Genomic DNA, 16,250 nt, shown 5'->3' with positions numbered 1-16,250 from the left:
CCGCACCCGGTGAGCACCGGCGGGGCGCGTGACAAGATGGACCCCGTGAGCATGATGGGCGGGACCCCGCAGCAGCACGGCGAGACGATCGCGGACTACCCCTCCTACGAGGGTGCCCAGAAGGCGGTGTCGAAGCTCATCGAGGCCGAGATCCCGGCGAAGGACATCGCGATCGTCGGCCGGGGGCTGCGCTCCGTCGAGACGATCACGGGCCGGCTCGGCTACGCCGCGGCGGCTCGCACGGGCGCGATCAACGGCATCCTGCTGGGTCTGCTGTTCTCCGCGATCTTCGTGCTCGGCAACCCCAGCGCCGTCATCCAGCTGTTCATCGGCGTCATGCTCGTGGGCATCGCGATCGGGATGCTGATGAGCATCATCAGCTACTCGATCCTGCGCCGCCGGCGCGACTACACGTCGGTCACGCAGGTCGTCGCCGACCACTACGAGGTGACGGTCCTGCCGCGGAGCCTGCAGAAGGCGCGCGAGGCGTCCGGCCGTGCCGCGTCGTCGGTGACGACCCTGCCCGCGCCGGTCGCGGGCACGGCGGTCATCCCGCCCGCCGTGCCGCCGCAGTCGCCGCCGCATGTCTCCCCGGCGGAGCCGCCGCGGTACGGGGAGCGCGTCGACCCGGCACCGGACCCCACCGCCGAGCCCGCGCCGCCCGCCCCGGCACCTGAGCCGCCCGCCGACCCCCCGCTCGCCCCCCGACCATGAGCGGCATCCGCGTCGCGCTGCCCGCCGGTGAGGTCGAGGTCTCGGCCGCGTTCGAGAGCCCCGACGAACCGTGGGCGGCGGTCGCGATCGCGCACGGCGCCGGCGCCGGCATGGACCACCCGTTCCTCGCGGGCCTCGCCGCGGGACTCGTGGAGGCCGGCATCGCCGCCCTGCGGTTCACCTTCCCCTACCGGGAGGCGGGACGGCGGATGCCGGGACCCGCGCCGCACGCGATCGCGACATGGGGCGCCGCCCTGGCCGACCTCGCCGAGCGTGCGCCCGAGCTGCCGCGGTTCGCCGCCGGCAAGTCCTACGGCGGCCGGATGGCGTCGACGGCGGCCGCGGCCTCCACCATCAGCCCGGCCGGGCTCGTGTACCTCGGCTACCCGCTGCACCCGCCGGGGGAGCCCGCGAAGGCCCGCACGGCGCACCTGCCGCACGTCGTGCCGCCGCAGCTGTTCGTCGCCGGCACCGGCGACCCGTTCATCCACCCGCTGACGCAGCTGGAGGAGGCCGTCGCGTCCTGCCAGGACGCCGAGATCGCGTGGATCACCGGCGGCGGTCACTCGTTCGAGATCAAGGGCGCCAAGCGCCCCGCCGACGAGGTCGGCGCGGGACTGGCACCCCTCCTGGCCGAGTGGATGCGCGGCGTGATTCAGCGCCCGGTGGCGTAGCCCTGCATCCCGCGGGGGTTCGCGGCCGCCCACACGGTGTCGCCGTCGACGCCCACGGCCGAGAGGCGCCCGAGCGACCAGTCCCCGGCCCGCAGGACGTCGTGCCCCCGGGCGCCGAGACCCGCGATCGCCTCCTCGCCCACGCGGTCCTCGACCACGACGCCCGCCGGCGTCCAGGTGCGCGGCCAGAACGAATCGACGAGCGCCGTCGTGTGCAGGGTGGGCGCGTCGATGGCTTCCTGCGCCGAATAGCCGCCCGCGAGCATCCGCAGCAGCATCGGCAGCTGCCACTGGTCCTGCTGGTCGCCGCCGGGCGTCCCCATCGCGATGACCGCCGTGCCGCCGCGCAGCACGAGCGTGGGGCTCAGCGTCGTCCGCGGCCGGATGCCGGGACGGAGGGCCCCGGGCGACGCCTCGTCCAGCCAGCACATCTGCAGCCGCGTCCCGAGGCAGAAGCCCAGTTCCGGGATGGCCGGCGAGGACTGCAGCCAGCCGCCGGACGGGGTCACCGCCACGATGTTGCCCCAGCGGTCCACGACGTCGATGTGGCAGGTGTCCCCGCGGGTCTGTCCCGTCCGGCTCACGGTGGGCTCGCCCGTGCCGGCGACGGGCGCGGGGGTGCCGTCCTCGGTGTGCAGCGGCGGGCGGAACGGGGTGCGGCCGGGGAGTGAGCCGGGGCGCCAGGCGCGGGATGCCGTCTCGCCGATCTCGCCGCGGCGCTGCGCGGCGTAGTCCTCGGTGAGGAGTGCCGCGACGTCGGCCCCGTCGCCGAAGTAGGCGTCGCGGTCGGCGAGGACGAGCTTGAGCGTCTCGACGATCGTGTGCGCGCCGAGCGGCGTCTGCGGATCCAGGTGCTCGTCGTCGAACGGCTCGAGGATGCGCAGCGCCTCCAGCAGCGCCGGCCCCTGGCACCACGCGCCCGCCTTCGCGACGGTGTGCCCGCGGAACGGGACGGTCAGAGGCTCCTCGTAGCCGGCGTCGAACGCCGCGAAGTCCGCCGCCGTGATGACGCCGGCGTGGTCGGTGCCGGTCGCGTGCCGGTGCGGCTGGGACAGGAAGTCCGCAGCGGCGTGCGCCACGAGGCCGGTCTTCCATTCCACGCGCGCCGCGTCGATGCGTCCCTCGCGGGAGGCGGCGCCGCGGCCGGCGGCGACGAGCGAGTCCAGGACGGCGGCGTACGCCGGGTTCCGCACGAGCGCTCCGGCATCCGGGACCTCGCCCTCCGGCATCCACAGCGCCGCCGACGACGGCCAGGCCTCCCGGAAGAGGCCCGCGACGCGCCCGATCGTGGCGGCGGCGGCTGCGAGGAGCGGGTGCCCGTCGCGCGCGTACCCGATCGCGTAGCCCAGGACGTCGGCGAGCTCCCACGTCCCGTGGTCGCGGAGGAGCAGAAGCCAGGCGTCGACGGCGCCGGGGACGGCGGCGGCGAGGCCCCCCGCGCCCGGGACGAGGTCGAGGCCCTCCGCCTGGAAGTGGGCGATCGTCGCGCCGGCCGGCGCCGGGCCCTGCCCCGCGAGCACCGTCGCGGGGCCGCCGGCGGCCTGGAAGAGGCCCACGAGATCCCCGCCCGGGCCGTTGAGGTGGGGTTCGACGATGTGCAGCACGAACCCGCCCGCCACGACGGCGTCGAATGCGTTGCCGCCGCGTTCCAGCACGGCCTGCGCGGTCGCCGTGGCCGTGGCATGCGTGGACGCCGCCATGCCGAACGTGCCGGTCAGCTGCGGGCGGGTCGTGAACGCCGGCGGCGGCGTGAAGGCCGTCACCGCGCGCTGCGCGCGATCCAGGCCTCGACCTCGTCCGCCGTCCGCGGGATGTCCGCGGAGAGGTTGACGGGGCCGTCCTCGGTCATGAGGATGTCGTCCTCGATCCGCACGCCGATGCCGCGGTACTCCTCGGGGACCGTGAGGTCGTCGATCTGGAAGTACAGGCCCGGTTCGATCGTGAACACCATGCCGGGTTCGAGGAGGCCGTCGTAGTACATCTCCCGCCGCGCCTGCGCGCAGTCGTGCACGTCGATGCCGAGGTGGTGGCTCGTGCCGTGGACCATGTACCGGCGGTGCTGGCCGCCGGTGTCGGCATCCAGTGCCTCTTCGGCCGTCACCGGCAGCAGGCCCCACTCGGCGGTGCGTCGCGCGATGACGGCCATCGCGGCCTCGTGCACGGCGCGGAACTTCACACCCGGATGGGCCGCCGCGAATGCCGCGTCGGCGGCTTCGCGCACCGTCTCATAGATCTTCCGCTGGATGTCGGTGAACGTGCCGGAGACCGGGAGCGTGCGCGTGATGTCGGCGGTGTAGAGGCTGTCGACCTCCACTCCCGCGTCGATGAGGATGAGGTCGCCGGGGACCACGGCGCCGTCGTTGCGGGTCCAGTGCAGGTAGCACGCGTGCGGCCCGGAGGCCGCGATCGTGTCGTACCCCTCGCCGTTGCCCTCGGTGCGGGCCCGCAGGTGGAAGACGCCCTCGACGGCGCGCTCTCCGCGCGGCGTGGCGATGATGCGGGGCAGGTCGGCGACGATGTCGTCGAACCCGCGCGCGGTCACCTCGACGGCGAGGCGCATCTGCGCGATCTCGTACTCGTCCTTCACGAGTCGCATCTCCGACACGAAGCGCGTCAGGTCGGCGTCCTCGTCGAGGACGAGCTCGCCGTCCACGTGCGCGAACGCGTCGATGTGCGCGGTCGCGATGCCCACCTCGGCCGCGACGCCGGCCAGCGCGGGCCGCGGGCCGATCCAGAACTCGCCGATCGACGCGTCGCCGTAGAACTCCGCCGTCGTGCGGTCGGCGCGCTCGCGGAGGTAGAGGGTGACGTCATGGCCCGTGTCGGTCGGCTCGAACACCAGCACCGAGTCGGGGACGGCGTCGCTGGCCCAGCCGGTCAGGTGCGAGAACGCCGAGTGCGCGCGGAACGGGTAGTCGGTGTCGTTGGAACGCTGCTTGTACGACCCCGCCGGGAACACGAGCCGGCGGCCGGGGAAGGCGGCGGACACGACCTCGCGCCGGGCCGCGGCGTACGGCGCGGCGTCCCGCTGCGGCGGATGCTGGTCGGGGCGCTCGGCCCAGCCCGTGGAGATCGTGTCGAGGAAGCCCTTCGGGAAGGGCTGCTTGCGGTTCGTGGTCGCCTCGGTCTCGGCGATCGTGTCGCTGTCGCTCATACGACCAGTCTCCCACCGTCGCGGCGCGGCGTCGCCCCTCAGCCTGCGGGCTCGAGCTGGACGACGAGCGGACGGTGGTCGCCGCCGGCGCCGTCGAGCGAACGCAACACGACGGAGCCCGTCGCGCGCCACGCGTCCGTCGCCATGACGTGGTCGATGGGGGTGCCGAGGAGGCTCGGGTACGCGGCGGACCACGTGCCCACGGCGCCGTTCCCCGTCGCGACGGCTGCATCGTGGCAGCGTCCGAGCGTGCCGCCGTCGACGCCCAGGCGGCCCATGTTGTCCACCGTCGCGTTGAAGTCGCCCGCCATGATCACGCTGTCGGCGGCGCACTGGTCGGCGAGCCAGGTGAGGTCCGCGCGCCACTCGGCCGTGTCGTCGCGGCGGGGTGCGATGGCGTGCGCGCCGACCACGACCGGGCCGGAGCCGTCCACCGGCATCGCCACGACGGTGGGCACCGTCGTGGTGTTGGTGGTACCTCCCGCGTTGGACTCCACGACGGAGTACTCGCCGAGGTCGGGGGAGATCAGCAGGGTCGTGGAGTTGGCATCCCAGCCGTCGAACTCCTCGTGGTGCGCCCACATCGGCCGGCCCATCTCGCGCATCGCGATCGCGACCTTCTCGCCCGTCTCGATCGTCGTCTCCGGCAACGACACGATGTCGGCCTGCATCGCGACGGCGGTCTTCGCGACGAGCTGCGGGTCGGTCGCCGCGCCGGCGGTGTTCCAGGTCATGACCCGCACGGCGGACGCCGTCTTGGCGGGCAGCGTGTCGGTGCCGAGCCCCCGCACCGTGAGGACGCCGGCGTTGGCCACGGCGCCCAGCAGGGCGATGACGGCGAGGGATGCCGCGAACGCGCGCATCGGACGGATGAGGCACAGCAGCAGCGCCACGGCGAGGAGCACGAGGAAGGCGAGGACCACGACGCCGCGGAGCGAGACGACCTGCGCGAACGGGAACGTGCGCTCGAGGCGGAAGAACTGCGGCCATGTCACGACGGCGGTCGCGATCGCCACCAGGAGGGTGACGAGGATCCCGAGCAGGCGCAGCACGTCGGCGACTCTATGACAGCTGTCTGGGAGTTCTCGGCGCCGCGCGCGCCCGCTCCGGCATCCGGACGCGCGCTACCCTCGGAGCATGGCGGCGGGAGCATACGGCGGGCGCGGCGGGGCCGATCTGCACCTGCACTCCGACCACTCCGACGGCACCGAGCCCCCCGCGATGGTCATGGCCGCCGCGCACCGGCATGGCCTGCGCACCGTCGCCCTCACCGACCACGACACGACGTCGGGGTGGACGGAGGCCGCCGAGGCGGCATCCTCCCTCGGCATGACCCTGCTGCCGGGCATGGAGCTCTCCGCGAAGCACGAATGGCGGAGCATCCACGTGCTCGGGTACCTCTTCGACCCGGACGACGAGGGCCTGCGCGCGCTCACGGACCGCATCCGCTCCTCGCGCGTCACCCGGGCCCGCACGATGGCGGATCGCATCGGGCAGGACTACGACCTGGAGTGGGACGACATCGTCGCGCAGACGGCGGTCGGGGCGACGGTGGGGCGGCCGCACATCGCGGACGCCCTCGTGGAGAAGGGGCTCGTGCGCGACCGGGGCGAGGCGTTCGCCGGCATCCTGAGTCCGCAGAGCGACTACTACGTGTCCCTGTACGCGCCGGACCCCGTGACGGCGGTCGCGGCGATCGCGGACGCCGGGGGCGTGCCGATCATCGCCCACCCGGCGGGGCGGGCGGGGCTGCTGCCGGACCGCCTCGTCGAGCGGATGCTGGACGCCGGTCTCGCCGGCTTCGAGCTCGGGCACCGGGAGAACGTGGAGCCCGCGCTCGGGACCCTCCGCGACCTCGTGCGACGCCGGGGCCTCATCGCGACGGGATCGAGCGACTACCACGGGCTCGGCAAGCCGAACCTGCCGGGCGAGAACACCACGAGCCCCGAGATGGTCGCCCGCATCATCGCGCGGGCGACGGGCAGCGAGCCCGTCTACCCGTGAGCTGAGCCGAGCTGGGCTGAGCCGACGACCCGGCGGGTCAGGCGCCCGCGACGGGAGCGCCCGCGCCGGAGCCGCCGCGGCGGCGGCGGCGACGGCGGGCCGGGGCCGGCTTGCCGTCGTGGTGTTCCTTGCCGGCGCCGTCGTGCGTGCCCGCGCCGTCGGCCTCGCGCGACTCCCCGCCGGTGGCGGATGCGGCGGCCGGCGCCGCGGCGTCTTCCGCGCCGTCCGCGAAGGTCGCCCCGACGCGGTCCTCGCCCGAGCGACGACGGCGACGGCGGCGCGTGCCGCCCTCGGTCGTGTCGCCGCTTGCGACATCCGCCGCGCGGGCGGGCGGCTGCGTGCGGACCGTCTGGGTCTTCGGGGCCGTCACGATGCGACCCTTCGTGCCGGCCGGGATGTCCAGGTCCGTGTACAGGTGCGGGCTCGACGAGTAGGTCTCGACGGGCTCGGGCTGGCCGAACTCGAGGGCGCGGTTGATGAGCGCCCACTTGTGCATGTCGTCCCAGTCCACGAACGTCACGGCGATGCCGGTCTTGCCGGCACGGCCGGTGCGGCCCGCGCGGTGCAGGTACGCGTGGTCGTCGTCGGGGATGGTGTGGTTGATGACGTGGGTGACGTCGTCCACGTCGATGCCGCGCGCGGCGACGTCGGTGGCGATGAGGACGTCCTTCTTGCCGGCCTTGAACCCGGCCATCGAGCGCTCGCGCGCCTCCTGGCTCATGTCGCCGTGCACCGCGCCGGCGTTGAAGCCGCGGTCGTTGAGCTCGTCGACGAGCTTCTGCGCGGCCCGCTTGGTGCGCGTGAAGACGACGGTCTTGCCGCGGCCCTCGGCCTGCAGGATGCGGGCGATGATCTCGTCCTTGTCCAGCGAGTGCGCGCGGTAGACGAGGTGCTTGATGTTCGCCTGCGTGAGCCCCTCGTCGGGGTCGGTGGCGCGGATGTGGATGGGGTTCGACATGAACCGCCGCGCGAGCGCCACGATCGGGCCGGGCATCGTCGCGGAGAACAGCTGCGTATGCCGGACGGCGGGAAGCTTGGAGAAGATCTTCTCGATGTCGGGGAGGAACCCGAGGTCGAGCATCTTGTCGGCCTCGTCCAGGACCACCTCGGTCGCGTGGGAGAGGTCGAGCAGGCGCTGGTTGTTCAGGTCGATGAGCCGGCCGGGGGTGCCGACGACGATCTGGGCGCCGGCCTTGAGCTGGTCGATCTGCCCCTCGTACGCCTTGCCGCCGTAGATCGCGACGATGCTCGTGGAGCGGTTGGAGGTGAGCATGTCCATGTCCTCATAGACCTGGACGGCGAGCTCGCGCGTGGGGACGACGATGAGCGCCTTGACGCCGGGCTCGGGGTTCAGCCCGAGTCGCTGGACGACGGGGATGCCGAACCCGAACGTCTTGCCGGTGCCGGTCTTGGCCTGGCCGATGATGTCCTGGCCGGGAAGGCCGAGCGGGATCGTCTGCTCCTGGATGGGGAACGAGTCGACGATGCCCTTGGCGGCGAGGGCGTCGACGATGTCCTGATCGACTCCGAGGTCGGTGAAGGTCGTCACGATGAAAGCCTGTCTGGCGGTGAGAGCCGCCGGGGGTGAGAGGGTCCACGCCCTTTACTCAGCCACAGGCGCGGTGGTCCCGATCCGTCGCCGGGACCCGACCAGCCTACCCGAGCCGACCCGCGCTTCCCGGATGGCGATGCCCGCGCCTCTAGGCTGGGGGCGTGGTCACCTGGTTCTGGCAGCGCAGCTCGCCCGCCGCACGCACCCTCAAGGTGCGCTCCCGCGGGGATCACGGCGATGTGCGCCGGGTCGACTTCGAAGAGCTCGCGCCGGACATCGACACGTTCCTCGGTCAGGCCGCGTACCTGCAGCTCGGCTACTTCGAGACCCTCAGCGAGCTGATCGCGCCGACGCCGGAGCTCTCCCAGAAGGAGTCGCTGTCCCTCGCCGCCGGCGCAGCGCTGAACAAGCATCGTGAGCTCGTCGGGCTCATCCGCGATCGCGGCGACGACCCGCTCGGCCTCATGCTCCCGTTCCGGGAGCCGCTGGACGCGTTCCGCCGCGCGACGCACGGCGCGCGGCAGCTGGAGACGATGCTGTCGGTGCACATCACTGCGGGCATGCTCGACGACTTCTACCTCGCGCTCTCGGCGAGCTACGGGTCGACGGGGAGCCGGGTCGCCGGCATCCTGCGCGGGGACGACGACCGGCAGGCGATCGTGGAGATCGTCACGGCCGCCCTCGCGGCGGATGCCGAGTGGAAGTCGCTGCTGAGCATGTGGGGGCGCCGGCTCGTCGGTGACACGCTGCTCATCGCCCGCGCGGCGCTGCGCCCCCTGTCCCTCGACGCGGCGGGGGAGAAGAAGGTCGAGCCGGTGTTCACCGACCTGCTGGCCGCGCACTCGCGCCGCATGGCGCAGATGGGCCTCGACGCCTGAACCGGGCGCCGCGACGTGCTCCGAGCGCCGATCGGGGTCGGTCCGCGTCGCTTCGGCGCGCCTGAGGCGGCGCGAAGCGCCCCCGATTCGCGGCTTCGCAGCCCGCGGCGCGGGATGGGGGTCGGTTCGCGTCGCTTCGGCGCGCCCGAGGCGGCGCGAAGCGCCACCAAGACGGGATGCCGCGGGCGCCGACCCGGGACGCCGCCGGCGCGGTCAGCTCAGGCGCAGGCGGGCGCGCTCGTGCGCGTCGTGCGCGGTGCGGCGGCGCGACAGCAGCGTGAGGACCAGCGGCACGACGAGCGCCGTGACGGCGATCGTGGCGAGCCAGATCCAGACGGTCTCGGCCAGGCCCGCCCACGTCAGGACGGCGTACACCAGCCCGGCGGCCACGGTCCCCAGGAGCGGCGCCAGCGCCACGCCGCGCGAGGCGCGCCCGCGCATCGTGAAGTGCAGCACCGCCCCGTACACCGCCCCGAAGATGAGGGCCAGCAGGATCAGCACGTCACGCCACGAAGCCGATGCGGCGGGACTCCTCGGTCCCGATCTCGATGAACGCGATGCCGGCCGTCGGGACGACGTAGCTGTTGCCCTTCGTGTCGGCGAAGGTCACGATGGCCGCGCCCTCGGCGAACGCGTCGGCGACGGTCTTCTTCAGGATGTCGGCCGACTGGTCGGACTCGAAGTTGAGCTCTCGTGCGGTGTTCGTGATGCCGATGCGGATGTCCACGGATGACTGCCTTTCCGGCCCGCAGGGCGGGCGCATCTCGATGCTACGACACCGTGCACAGGGGTCGACGCGCGGCGCGGGCGCTGCTGCACGCTGTCGGCGAACGGTGTCCGCGGCGGCCGCTAGCGTGAAGGGCATGGGTCATCCGCCGCTCCCCGTCGACACCGACGAGGCGCAGCGCACCGTGCTGACCCTTCCGCCCGAGGCGTCCGGCGTCGTGGTGGGCGCGCCGGGCACGGGCAAGACCCGCACGATCGTGGAGCGGGTCGCCCGGCTCGTCGCCGACGGGATGCCCCCCGAGGCGCTGATCGTGCTCACACCGACCCGGCAGGCGGCCACCTCCCTGCGCGACCGGCTCGCCCTCGCCGTCGGGGTCGCCACGACAGGACCGCTCGCCCGCTCCGTCGCCGCATTCGCGTATCAGCTCGTGCGCGCCGAGACGGTCCGCACGGCCGCGGAGCCTCCGCAGCTGCTGACGGGACCCGACGAGGATCAGCTCGTCGCCGACCTCCTCGCCGGCGACGCGGAGGACGAGCAGGCGGGCCCGTCCCGCTGGCCCGACTGGCTGCCCGCCGAGGTCCGCGCGACCCGCGGGTTCCGCACCGAGGTGCGGGCGTTCCTCGCGGAGTGCACGACGCTCGGGATCGAGCCGGACGCGCTCGCGGCGCGGGCCGCCGCGGAGGAACGGCCGGTCTGGGCGTCGATGGCGTCGTTCGCACGGGAGTACCACCGCGTCCGCGCCGACATGCGCGGCGCGCACCGGGATGCCGCGGGCCTCGTGCGCGAGGCCGTGGGTCTCGCGCGGGCGGGCGGCGCGCAGGGCGCGTTCGCGCAGCTCCGCGCGATCCTCGTCGACGACGCACAGGAGCTGACCCTCGGCGGCGTGGAGCTGCTCGAGGCCTGCCGCGACCGCGGCATCGCCGTGCTCGCCTTCGGCGACCCCGACGTCGGATCGGGCGCGTTCCGCGGCGCGACGCCGGAGAACTTCGCGCGGCTCGCGGCATCCGGTCGGGTCCGCGTCCTCCCCGTGGTGCACCGCGGCACTCCCGGGCAGCGCGACCTGACCGCCGAGGTGACATCGCGGATCGGGGCGGCGGGCGTCGTCGCGCACCGGCAGCGCCCGACGGCCGCGGAACCGGACGGCACGGTGCGAGCCCTCGCGCTGCGATCCCCGGCCGAGGAGCACGACGCCATCGCGCGGCTGCTCCGCGAACGGCACGTGCACGCCGGGGTCCCGTGGTCGGACTGCGTCGTCATCGCCCACGACACGCGGCAGGTGCTGACCCTGGAGGCCGAGCTCGCGGCACGCGAGGTGCCCACCCGCGCGACGGGACAGGGGGCACCGCTGGCCGGCGCCCGCGCCGTCCGCGACCTGCTGCGCCTGGTCCTCCTCGCCGCCCGCGACAGCGCCGAGTGGACGAACGACGAGGTCGGCGATGCGCTGCGCGGCGCGGGCCTGGACCCCGTCGAGCTGCGGCGCCTGCGCACCGCCCTGCGTCATCAGACCCTGCGTCATCAGACCCTGCGCCAGGCCTCGGGCGCTCCGGCGGCGCCCGGCACCGTCGAACCGACCGGAGCGGCGCTCCTCGCGTCCGCGCTCGCGCACCCTGCCGAGTTCGCGCTCGTCGACACGCGCGAGGCGCGGCGCGCCGCGCGCATCGGCACCGCCATCGCGGCGCTGCGCGCACAGCTCGAGTCCGACGCCACCGCGCACGAGCTGCTGTGGACGGCGTGGGAGAGCCTCGACGGGCAGCGCGCCTGGCAGGCCGCGGCAGCCGGGCACGGTCCGCTCGCCGAGCAGGCCGGGCGCGAGCTCGACGCCGTCGTGGCCCTGTTCCAGGCCGCGAAGCGGCACGGCGAACGCGACGACGGCACCGCGCCGCTGGCCTTCCTCCGCGGCGTCCTCGACTCCGACGTCGCGGAGGACCGCCTCGGCGGCCCCGCCCCGGACGGGGTCGTGCAGGTGCTGACGCCCGCGGCCGCGCTCGGCACCGAGTTCGACACCGTCGTCGTGGCCGGCGTGCAGGACGGCGTGTGGCCGAACCTGCGGGCGCGCGGCAGCCTCCTGGAGACGTGGCGGCTGTCGGCGCCGGGGGATGCGGATGCCGTCGACCGGCGCCGCGGCGTGCTGCACGACGAGCTGCGGCTCTTCGCTCGTGCCGTCTCGCGGGCCCGCGCGTTCCTGGTCGTCACGGCCGTGGACGACGACGACACGGGACCGAGCGCCCTGTTCGAGCTGCTGCCGCCCGCGGACGGCGTCGGCCCCGAGCACCCGCTGTCGCTGCGGGGCCTCGTCGCCCAGCATCGCCGCGTCCTCACCGAGCCGCGGTCGAGCGCCGCGGCGCAGACGCATGCCGCGGGGCAGCTCGCGCTCCTCGCCGCAGCCGGCGTCGCCGGCGCCGACCCCGCGGAGTGGTACGGCATCCGGCCCCCCACCTCCACGGCGCCGCTGCGCGATCTCGACCGGGAAGACGTGCGGGTCTCGCCGTCCCGCCTGCACACGCTCGACGAGTGCGAGCTGAACTGGGTCATCGGCGACCTCGGCGGCGACAGCGGCGGCGCCGTCGCCGGCCTCGGCACGATCGTGCACGCCGCGCTCGAGCATGCCGAGGGCATCGACGAGGAGTCGCTGTGGGCCGTCGTGGAGGCGCGCTGGGGCGAGCTGGACTTCGAGTCCGCGTGGCGCGACCGCGCCGAGCGCACGCGGGCCCGCGAGCTCGTCCGGCGCCTGGCCGTGTACCTCCGCCGGTTCGAGGCGTCCGGCGGGCGCCTCATCGGCGTCGAGCCGCACTTCGAGATCCCCATCCCCGTCGAGGAGGGCGCCGCACACGGCGCGATCCTCAGCGGCTACATCGACCGCGTCGAGCTCACCGGCGACGGGAGCGTCGTCATCGTGGATCTGAAGACCGGCAAGCGCGAGCCGCAGACCGATGAGAAGGTCGGCGACCACCCGCAGCTCGCGGCGTATCAGCTCGCCTTCGAGTCCGGCGCGATCCCGGAGGCGGCCGGGCACCCCGGAGGCGGCGCGAAGCTCCTCGTGCTGCGCCCCACGGCGACGAAGAAGGACTATGCGGAGCCGCGCCAAGCACCGTTCACCGAGGAGACGCGCGCGGTGTTCCTCGGACGCGTGCAGGATGCCGTCCGCGTCATGCGCGGCACGACCTTCACGGCGCCGTACGAGGAGCACTGCCGCGACGACCACTCGTACGGGCTCTGCCGCATCCACACGATCGGGGCGGTGAGCGCGTCATGACCGCCTCGGCCCGCACCCTCTCCCCGGAGACCATCGCGGCGGCGCTCGGACAGTTCCCGCCGACGGCCGAGCAGTCCCGCGTCATCGCCGCGCCCCTCGCCCCCGCGCTCGTCGTCGCGGGCGCCGGGAGCGGCAAGACGGAGACGATGGCGGGGCGGGTCGTCTGGCTCGTCGCCAACGGGCTCGTCCGCCGCGACCAGGTGCTCGGCCTCACCTTCACGCGCAAGGCCGCGGGGGAGCTCGCCGAGCGCATCCACCTGCGCCTGCAGCGGCTCGCCGAGTTCGAGGCGCGGGGGCTCCTGCCGCTCCTGCCCGACCTGCACGCCGCGGGCCGGCTCGACGTCTTCGCGCGACTGGAGCGCGCCGGCGCCGGCGCGTCCTCGCGGCGCCTCGCGCTCGACGAGCTGGGCGGCAGCACCCCCGCCGCCCCCGACGGCGATGCCCTCCTGCACCGGCCGACGGTCGCGACCTACAACGCCTTCGCCGACCAGATCGTGCGGGAGAACGCCGTCCGGGTCGGCCGGGACGCCGAGGTCGCGGTCCTGAGCGAATCGGCGGCGTGGCTGCTCATGCGCCGCGTCGTGCTCGACTCCGACGATCCGCGCCTCGAGGAGCGGGAGGAGGCGCTGCGCACCGTCATCGACGCCGCCCTGCGGATCGCGCGCGACGCCACCGACAACCTCGTCGACCTCGACGAGCTCGCCGCGTTCCCCGCCCGGTTCGCCACGGTGCGGGGCCGCGAATCGACGTCGGCGCGCGTCACCGTGTACGCCGACGTCGCGAAGGCGGCGACGGCGGTCGGCGGACTCGCCGTGCTCGTCGACCTCGCGCGGGAGTACGCCGCGCAGAAGCGCCGCCTCGGGGTCATCGACTTCTCCGACCAGGTCGCCGGTGCCGTCGAGATCGTCCGCGGGCACGCGGCTGTGCGGGATGAGCTCCGCGACCGCTACCGCGTCGTCCTCCTCGACGAGTACCAGGACACCTCGGTCGTGCAGACCGACCTCCTCGGCACCGCGTTCCGCGACACCGCGGTCATGGCCGTCGGCGACCCGCACCAGTCCATCTACGGGTGGCGCGGGGCGAGCGCGGGAAACCTCGGGGACTTCGCGGCCGCGTTCTCGGCGGCGGGGGCCAGCGCCCGGTTCTCACTCATGACGAGCTGGCGCAACAGCGACGACGTCCTGACGGCGGCGGGCGCCGTGCTCGCCCCGCTCGCGGATTCCTCGCCGGTGCCGGTCGAACCGCTCCGGCCCCGCCCCGGTGCCCCGCGCGGACGCGTCGACATCGCATTCGAGGCCGACATCGACGCCGAGGCCGAGCGGGTCGCGGCGTGGTTCGCCGACATCCGCCTGCAGCGCACCGGCGAGGCGACGACCGGCGCCATCCTCTTCCGCAGCAAGAAGCACATGGTCCGCTTCGCCGACGCCCTCGGCCGGCGCGCGATCCCGCACCGGATCCTGGGACTCGGCGGTCTCCTCAGCACCCCCGAGGTCGTCGACGTCGTCGCGGCGCTGCGCGTCATCAGCGACCCGCGGGCGGGGTCCGCGCTCCTCCGCCTCCTCGCCGGCCCCCGCTGGGCGATCGGTCTCGCCGACCTCCGCGCGCTCGCGCAGCTCGGACGGAGGATCGCGCGGCACGACGCGGCCCTGCAGCCCCTCGAACCCGAGATCGCGGAGCGGATGCGGGCATCGGCCGGCGACGAGGAGGGCTCCCTCATCGACGCGCTCGACTTCGTGCTGCGCCATCCCGCCGATCACGGCTGGCTCGCCGAGCTCACCCCCGCGGCGCGGGAACGCCTGCGCGATGCGGCCGGGGTCTTCGCGGGTCTCCGCCGGGCGGCGGGGATGCCGATCCCCGAGCTCGTCCGGCTCATCGAGCTGGAGCTGCGGCTGGACGTCGAGCTCGCCGCAAACGAGGCGCGCGGCCCGGCGCGGATCGCGGGCGACCAGCTGCGCGCGTTCGTCGACGAGCTGCACGGCTTCCTCGCGACCGACGAGAGCGGGTCGCTCACGAGCCTGCTCGCCTGGCTCGACCATGCGGAGCGCCTCGACGAGTTCGCACCGCGCACCGAGCCCCCCGAGGACGATGTCGTGCAGCTCCTCACGATCCACGGCAGCAAGGGGCTGGAGTGGGATGCCGTGGCGGTCGTGCGGCTCGTGGAGGACGAACTGCCCACCCGCTCCAAGGACAGACAGGGCTGGCTCGGCTTCGGCGTCCTGCCGTACTCGTTCCGCGGCGACGCCCGGTGGCTGCCCCGCCTGGCGTGGGAGGCGCACGAGGCTCCGACGCAGCAGCACCTCCGGGACGCCCTCGAGGCGTTCGGCGAGGAGAATCGGGCCCGTCAGATCGCGGAGGAGCGCCGTCTCGCCTACGTCGCCGTCACACGCGCGCGCGACCGCCTGCTGCTCACCGGCTCCAGCTGGTCGGGCACGAAGAAGCCGCGCGAAGCGAGCCCGTTCCTCCGGGAGATCGCGGACGCCCTCGGCGCGTCGCTTCCCGAGATCGAGCCCGGCGAGAACCCGTTCGAGGGGGAGCGGCGCCTGCTGCAGTGGCCCCTCGACGCCCTCGGCGGTCGCCGACTGGCCGTGGAGCGCGCCGCGGCGGCCGTCGCGGCGGCCCAGGCCGCGCCCCCCGCGGAGCCGTCCCGCGATCTCGCGCTGCTGCTCGCCGAGCGGACGTCCCGGGCCGCCGGCGGGACGGGACGCGCCCCCACCCGCATCCCCGCATCGCGGTTCAAGGACTTCGCCACCGACTACGCCGTCGCCGTCGCCGCCGCCGCCGCGACCCGGCCGCTCCCGGAGCGGCCCTACCGGCAGACCCGGCTCGGCACCCTCTTCCACGCCTGGGTCGAGCAGCGGTCCGGGCTCACGGGGCTCGGGATGTCGATCGACGACGCGCTGTGGGAGTCCGAGGACGACACGCCGGGCGCCGCGCACCCGGACGCCGACGCCCTCGAGCGGCTCATCGCGAACTTCCTCGCCTCGGAGTGGGCGTCGCTGCAGCCCATCGAGGTGGAGACCGAGATCGACTTCGCCGATGAGGACGCCCTCGGCGACGGGCAGCCGCACGTCATCATCTGCAAGCTGGATGCCGTGTACCGCCGGGCGGACGGCCGCATCGAGATCGTCGACTGGAAGACCGGGCGACCGCCGCGCACCCCGCAGGAGCGCCGGGAGCGGATGATGCAGCTCGAGCTGTACCGTCGCGCGTATCACGCCAAGCACGGCGTCCCGCTCGAGCAGATCGACGTCGCGCTGTACTACGTCGCGGACGACCTCGTGCTGCGCGGCTGAG

Annotated in this window: 12 protein-coding genes; 6 read left to right on the top strand and 6 right to left on the bottom strand. The window is 74.4% G+C overall.

The window, feature by feature from the left end; genetic code table 11:
* The first annotated feature begins 51 nt into the window (after positions 1–51).
* Both MSA03_RS01230 and MSA03_RS01225 read left to right on the top strand, forming a co-directional pair.
* The gene (locus MSA03_RS01230) at positions 52–714 is read left to right on the top strand and encodes a YflT domain-containing protein (protein WP_147049462.1); all 663 of its coding nucleotides are present in this window, start codon (positions 52–54) and stop codon (positions 712–714) included.
* Positions 711–1,388: an alpha/beta hydrolase family protein gene (locus MSA03_RS01225; protein WP_147049345.1), complete on the top strand. Its 678-nt coding sequence runs from the start codon at positions 711–713 to the stop codon at positions 1,386–1,388. Before MSA03_RS01230 ends, MSA03_RS01225 begins: the two co-directional genes overlap by 4 nt.
* Here the strand turns inward: MSA03_RS01225 and MSA03_RS01220 are convergent.
* Genes MSA03_RS01220 through MSA03_RS01210 form a run of 3 tightly spaced genes read right to left on the bottom strand, consistent with a single transcriptional unit; the run spans position 1,370 to position 5,594 of the window.
* Entirely contained in the window at positions 1,370–3,088 is a 1,719-nt protein-coding gene (locus tag MSA03_RS01220; protein ID WP_147049461.1) for a gamma-glutamyltransferase family protein, read from the bottom strand. The genes MSA03_RS01225 and MSA03_RS01220 overlap by 19 nt on opposite strands.
* Before the next feature lie 59 nt (positions 3,089–3,147).
* Positions 3,148–4,542, bottom strand: a complete 1,395-nt coding sequence (locus MSA03_RS01215; protein ID WP_147049344.1) for an aminopeptidase P family protein — start codon at positions 4,540–4,542, stop codon at positions 3,148–3,150.
* Between the two features lie 38 nt (positions 4,543–4,580).
* A complete protein-coding gene (locus MSA03_RS01210; RefSeq protein ID WP_147049343.1) occupies positions 4,581–5,594 on the bottom strand; it encodes an endonuclease/exonuclease/phosphatase family protein in 1,014 nt (337 codons plus the stop codon).
* A gap of 85 nt (positions 5,595–5,679) precedes the next feature.
* Between MSA03_RS01210 and MSA03_RS01205 the strand changes: the two genes are divergently transcribed.
* Positions 5,680–6,546, top strand: coding sequence for a PHP domain-containing protein (locus tag MSA03_RS01205; protein WP_147049342.1), 867 nt, complete (start codon positions 5,680–5,682; stop codon positions 6,544–6,546).
* A 37-nt stretch (positions 6,547–6,583) separates the two neighbouring features.
* On the opposite strand, the gene MSA03_RS01200 is transcribed toward MSA03_RS01205, so the two are convergent.
* Entirely contained in the window at positions 6,584–8,095 is a 1,512-nt protein-coding gene (locus tag MSA03_RS01200) for a DEAD/DEAH box helicase (RefSeq protein WP_147049341.1), read from the bottom strand.
* 164 nt (positions 8,096–8,259) lie between these two features.
* Here MSA03_RS01200 and MSA03_RS01195 point away from each other — a divergent pair, with 164 nt between their 5' ends.
* Positions 8,260–8,976 carry a ferritin-like fold-containing protein gene (locus MSA03_RS01195; RefSeq protein WP_028495271.1) on the top strand — a complete coding sequence of 239 codons (717 nt, stop codon included), beginning with the start codon at positions 8,260–8,262 and terminating at the stop codon, positions 8,974–8,976.
* A 213-nt stretch (positions 8,977–9,189) separates the two neighbouring features.
* Here the strand turns inward: MSA03_RS01195 and MSA03_RS01190 are convergent, their stop codons facing one another.
* Together MSA03_RS01190 and MSA03_RS01185 are read right to left on the bottom strand one after the other, a co-directional pair.
* A complete protein-coding gene (locus MSA03_RS01190) occupies positions 9,190–9,477 on the bottom strand; it encodes a hypothetical protein (protein ID WP_028495272.1) in 288 nt (95 codons plus the stop codon).
* 1 nt (position 9,478) lies between these two features.
* On the bottom strand, positions 9,479–9,703 hold the full coding sequence (locus MSA03_RS01185) for a DUF3107 domain-containing protein (RefSeq protein WP_028495273.1): 225 nt from the start codon (positions 9,701–9,703) through the stop codon (positions 9,479–9,481).
* Positions 9,704–9,839: 136 nt separating this feature from the next.
* Here MSA03_RS01185 and MSA03_RS01180 point away from each other — a divergent pair, with 136 nt between their 5' ends.
* Both MSA03_RS01180 and MSA03_RS01175 read left to right on the top strand, forming a co-directional pair.
* Positions 9,840–12,956, top strand: a complete 3,117-nt coding sequence (locus MSA03_RS01180; protein ID WP_147049340.1) for an ATP-dependent DNA helicase — start codon at positions 9,840–9,842, stop codon at positions 12,954–12,956.
* Complete coding sequence (locus MSA03_RS01175) at positions 12,953–16,249, top strand: ATP-dependent helicase (RefSeq protein ID WP_147049339.1); 3,297 nt, start codon at positions 12,953–12,955, stop codon at positions 16,247–16,249. The genes MSA03_RS01180 and MSA03_RS01175 overlap by 4 nt, the downstream gene beginning before the upstream one ends.
* Position 16,250 lies beyond the last annotated feature (1 nt).

The organism is Microbacterium saccharophilum (assembly GCF_007992455.1).
Taxonomy (GTDB): domain Bacteria; phylum Actinomycetota; class Actinomycetes; order Actinomycetales; family Microbacteriaceae; genus Microbacterium; species Microbacterium saccharophilum.
The sequence above is the reverse complement of the archived record's forward strand: the minus strand, read 5'-3'. Positions and strand labels throughout refer to the sequence as shown.

Excerpts from the sequence above, each read along its gene's own strand:
- MSA03_RS01230 (WP_147049462.1), top strand. The coding sequence starts at position 52 with ATGATGGGCGGGACCCCGCAGCAGCACGGCGAGACGATCGCGGACTAC.
- MSA03_RS01175 (WP_147049339.1), top strand. The coding sequence starts at position 12,953 with ATGACCGCCTCGGCCCGCACCCTCTCCCCGGAGACCATCGCGGCGGCG.
- MSA03_RS01180 (WP_147049340.1), top strand. The coding sequence starts at position 9,840 with ATGGGTCATCCGCCGCTCCCCGTCGACACCGACGAGGCGCAGCGCACC.
- MSA03_RS01205 (WP_147049342.1), top strand. The coding sequence starts at position 5,680 with ATGGCGGCGGGAGCATACGGCGGGCGCGGCGGGGCCGATCTGCACCTG.
- MSA03_RS01220 (WP_147049461.1), bottom strand. The coding sequence starts at position 3,088 with ATGGCGGCGTCCACGCATGCCACGGCCACGGCGACCGCGCAGGCCGTG.
- MSA03_RS01225 (WP_147049345.1), top strand. The coding sequence starts at position 711 with ATGAGCGGCATCCGCGTCGCGCTGCCCGCCGGTGAGGTCGAGGTCTCG.
- MSA03_RS01215 (WP_147049344.1), bottom strand. The coding sequence starts at position 4,542 with ATGAGCGACAGCGACACGATCGCCGAGACCGAGGCGACCACGAACCGC.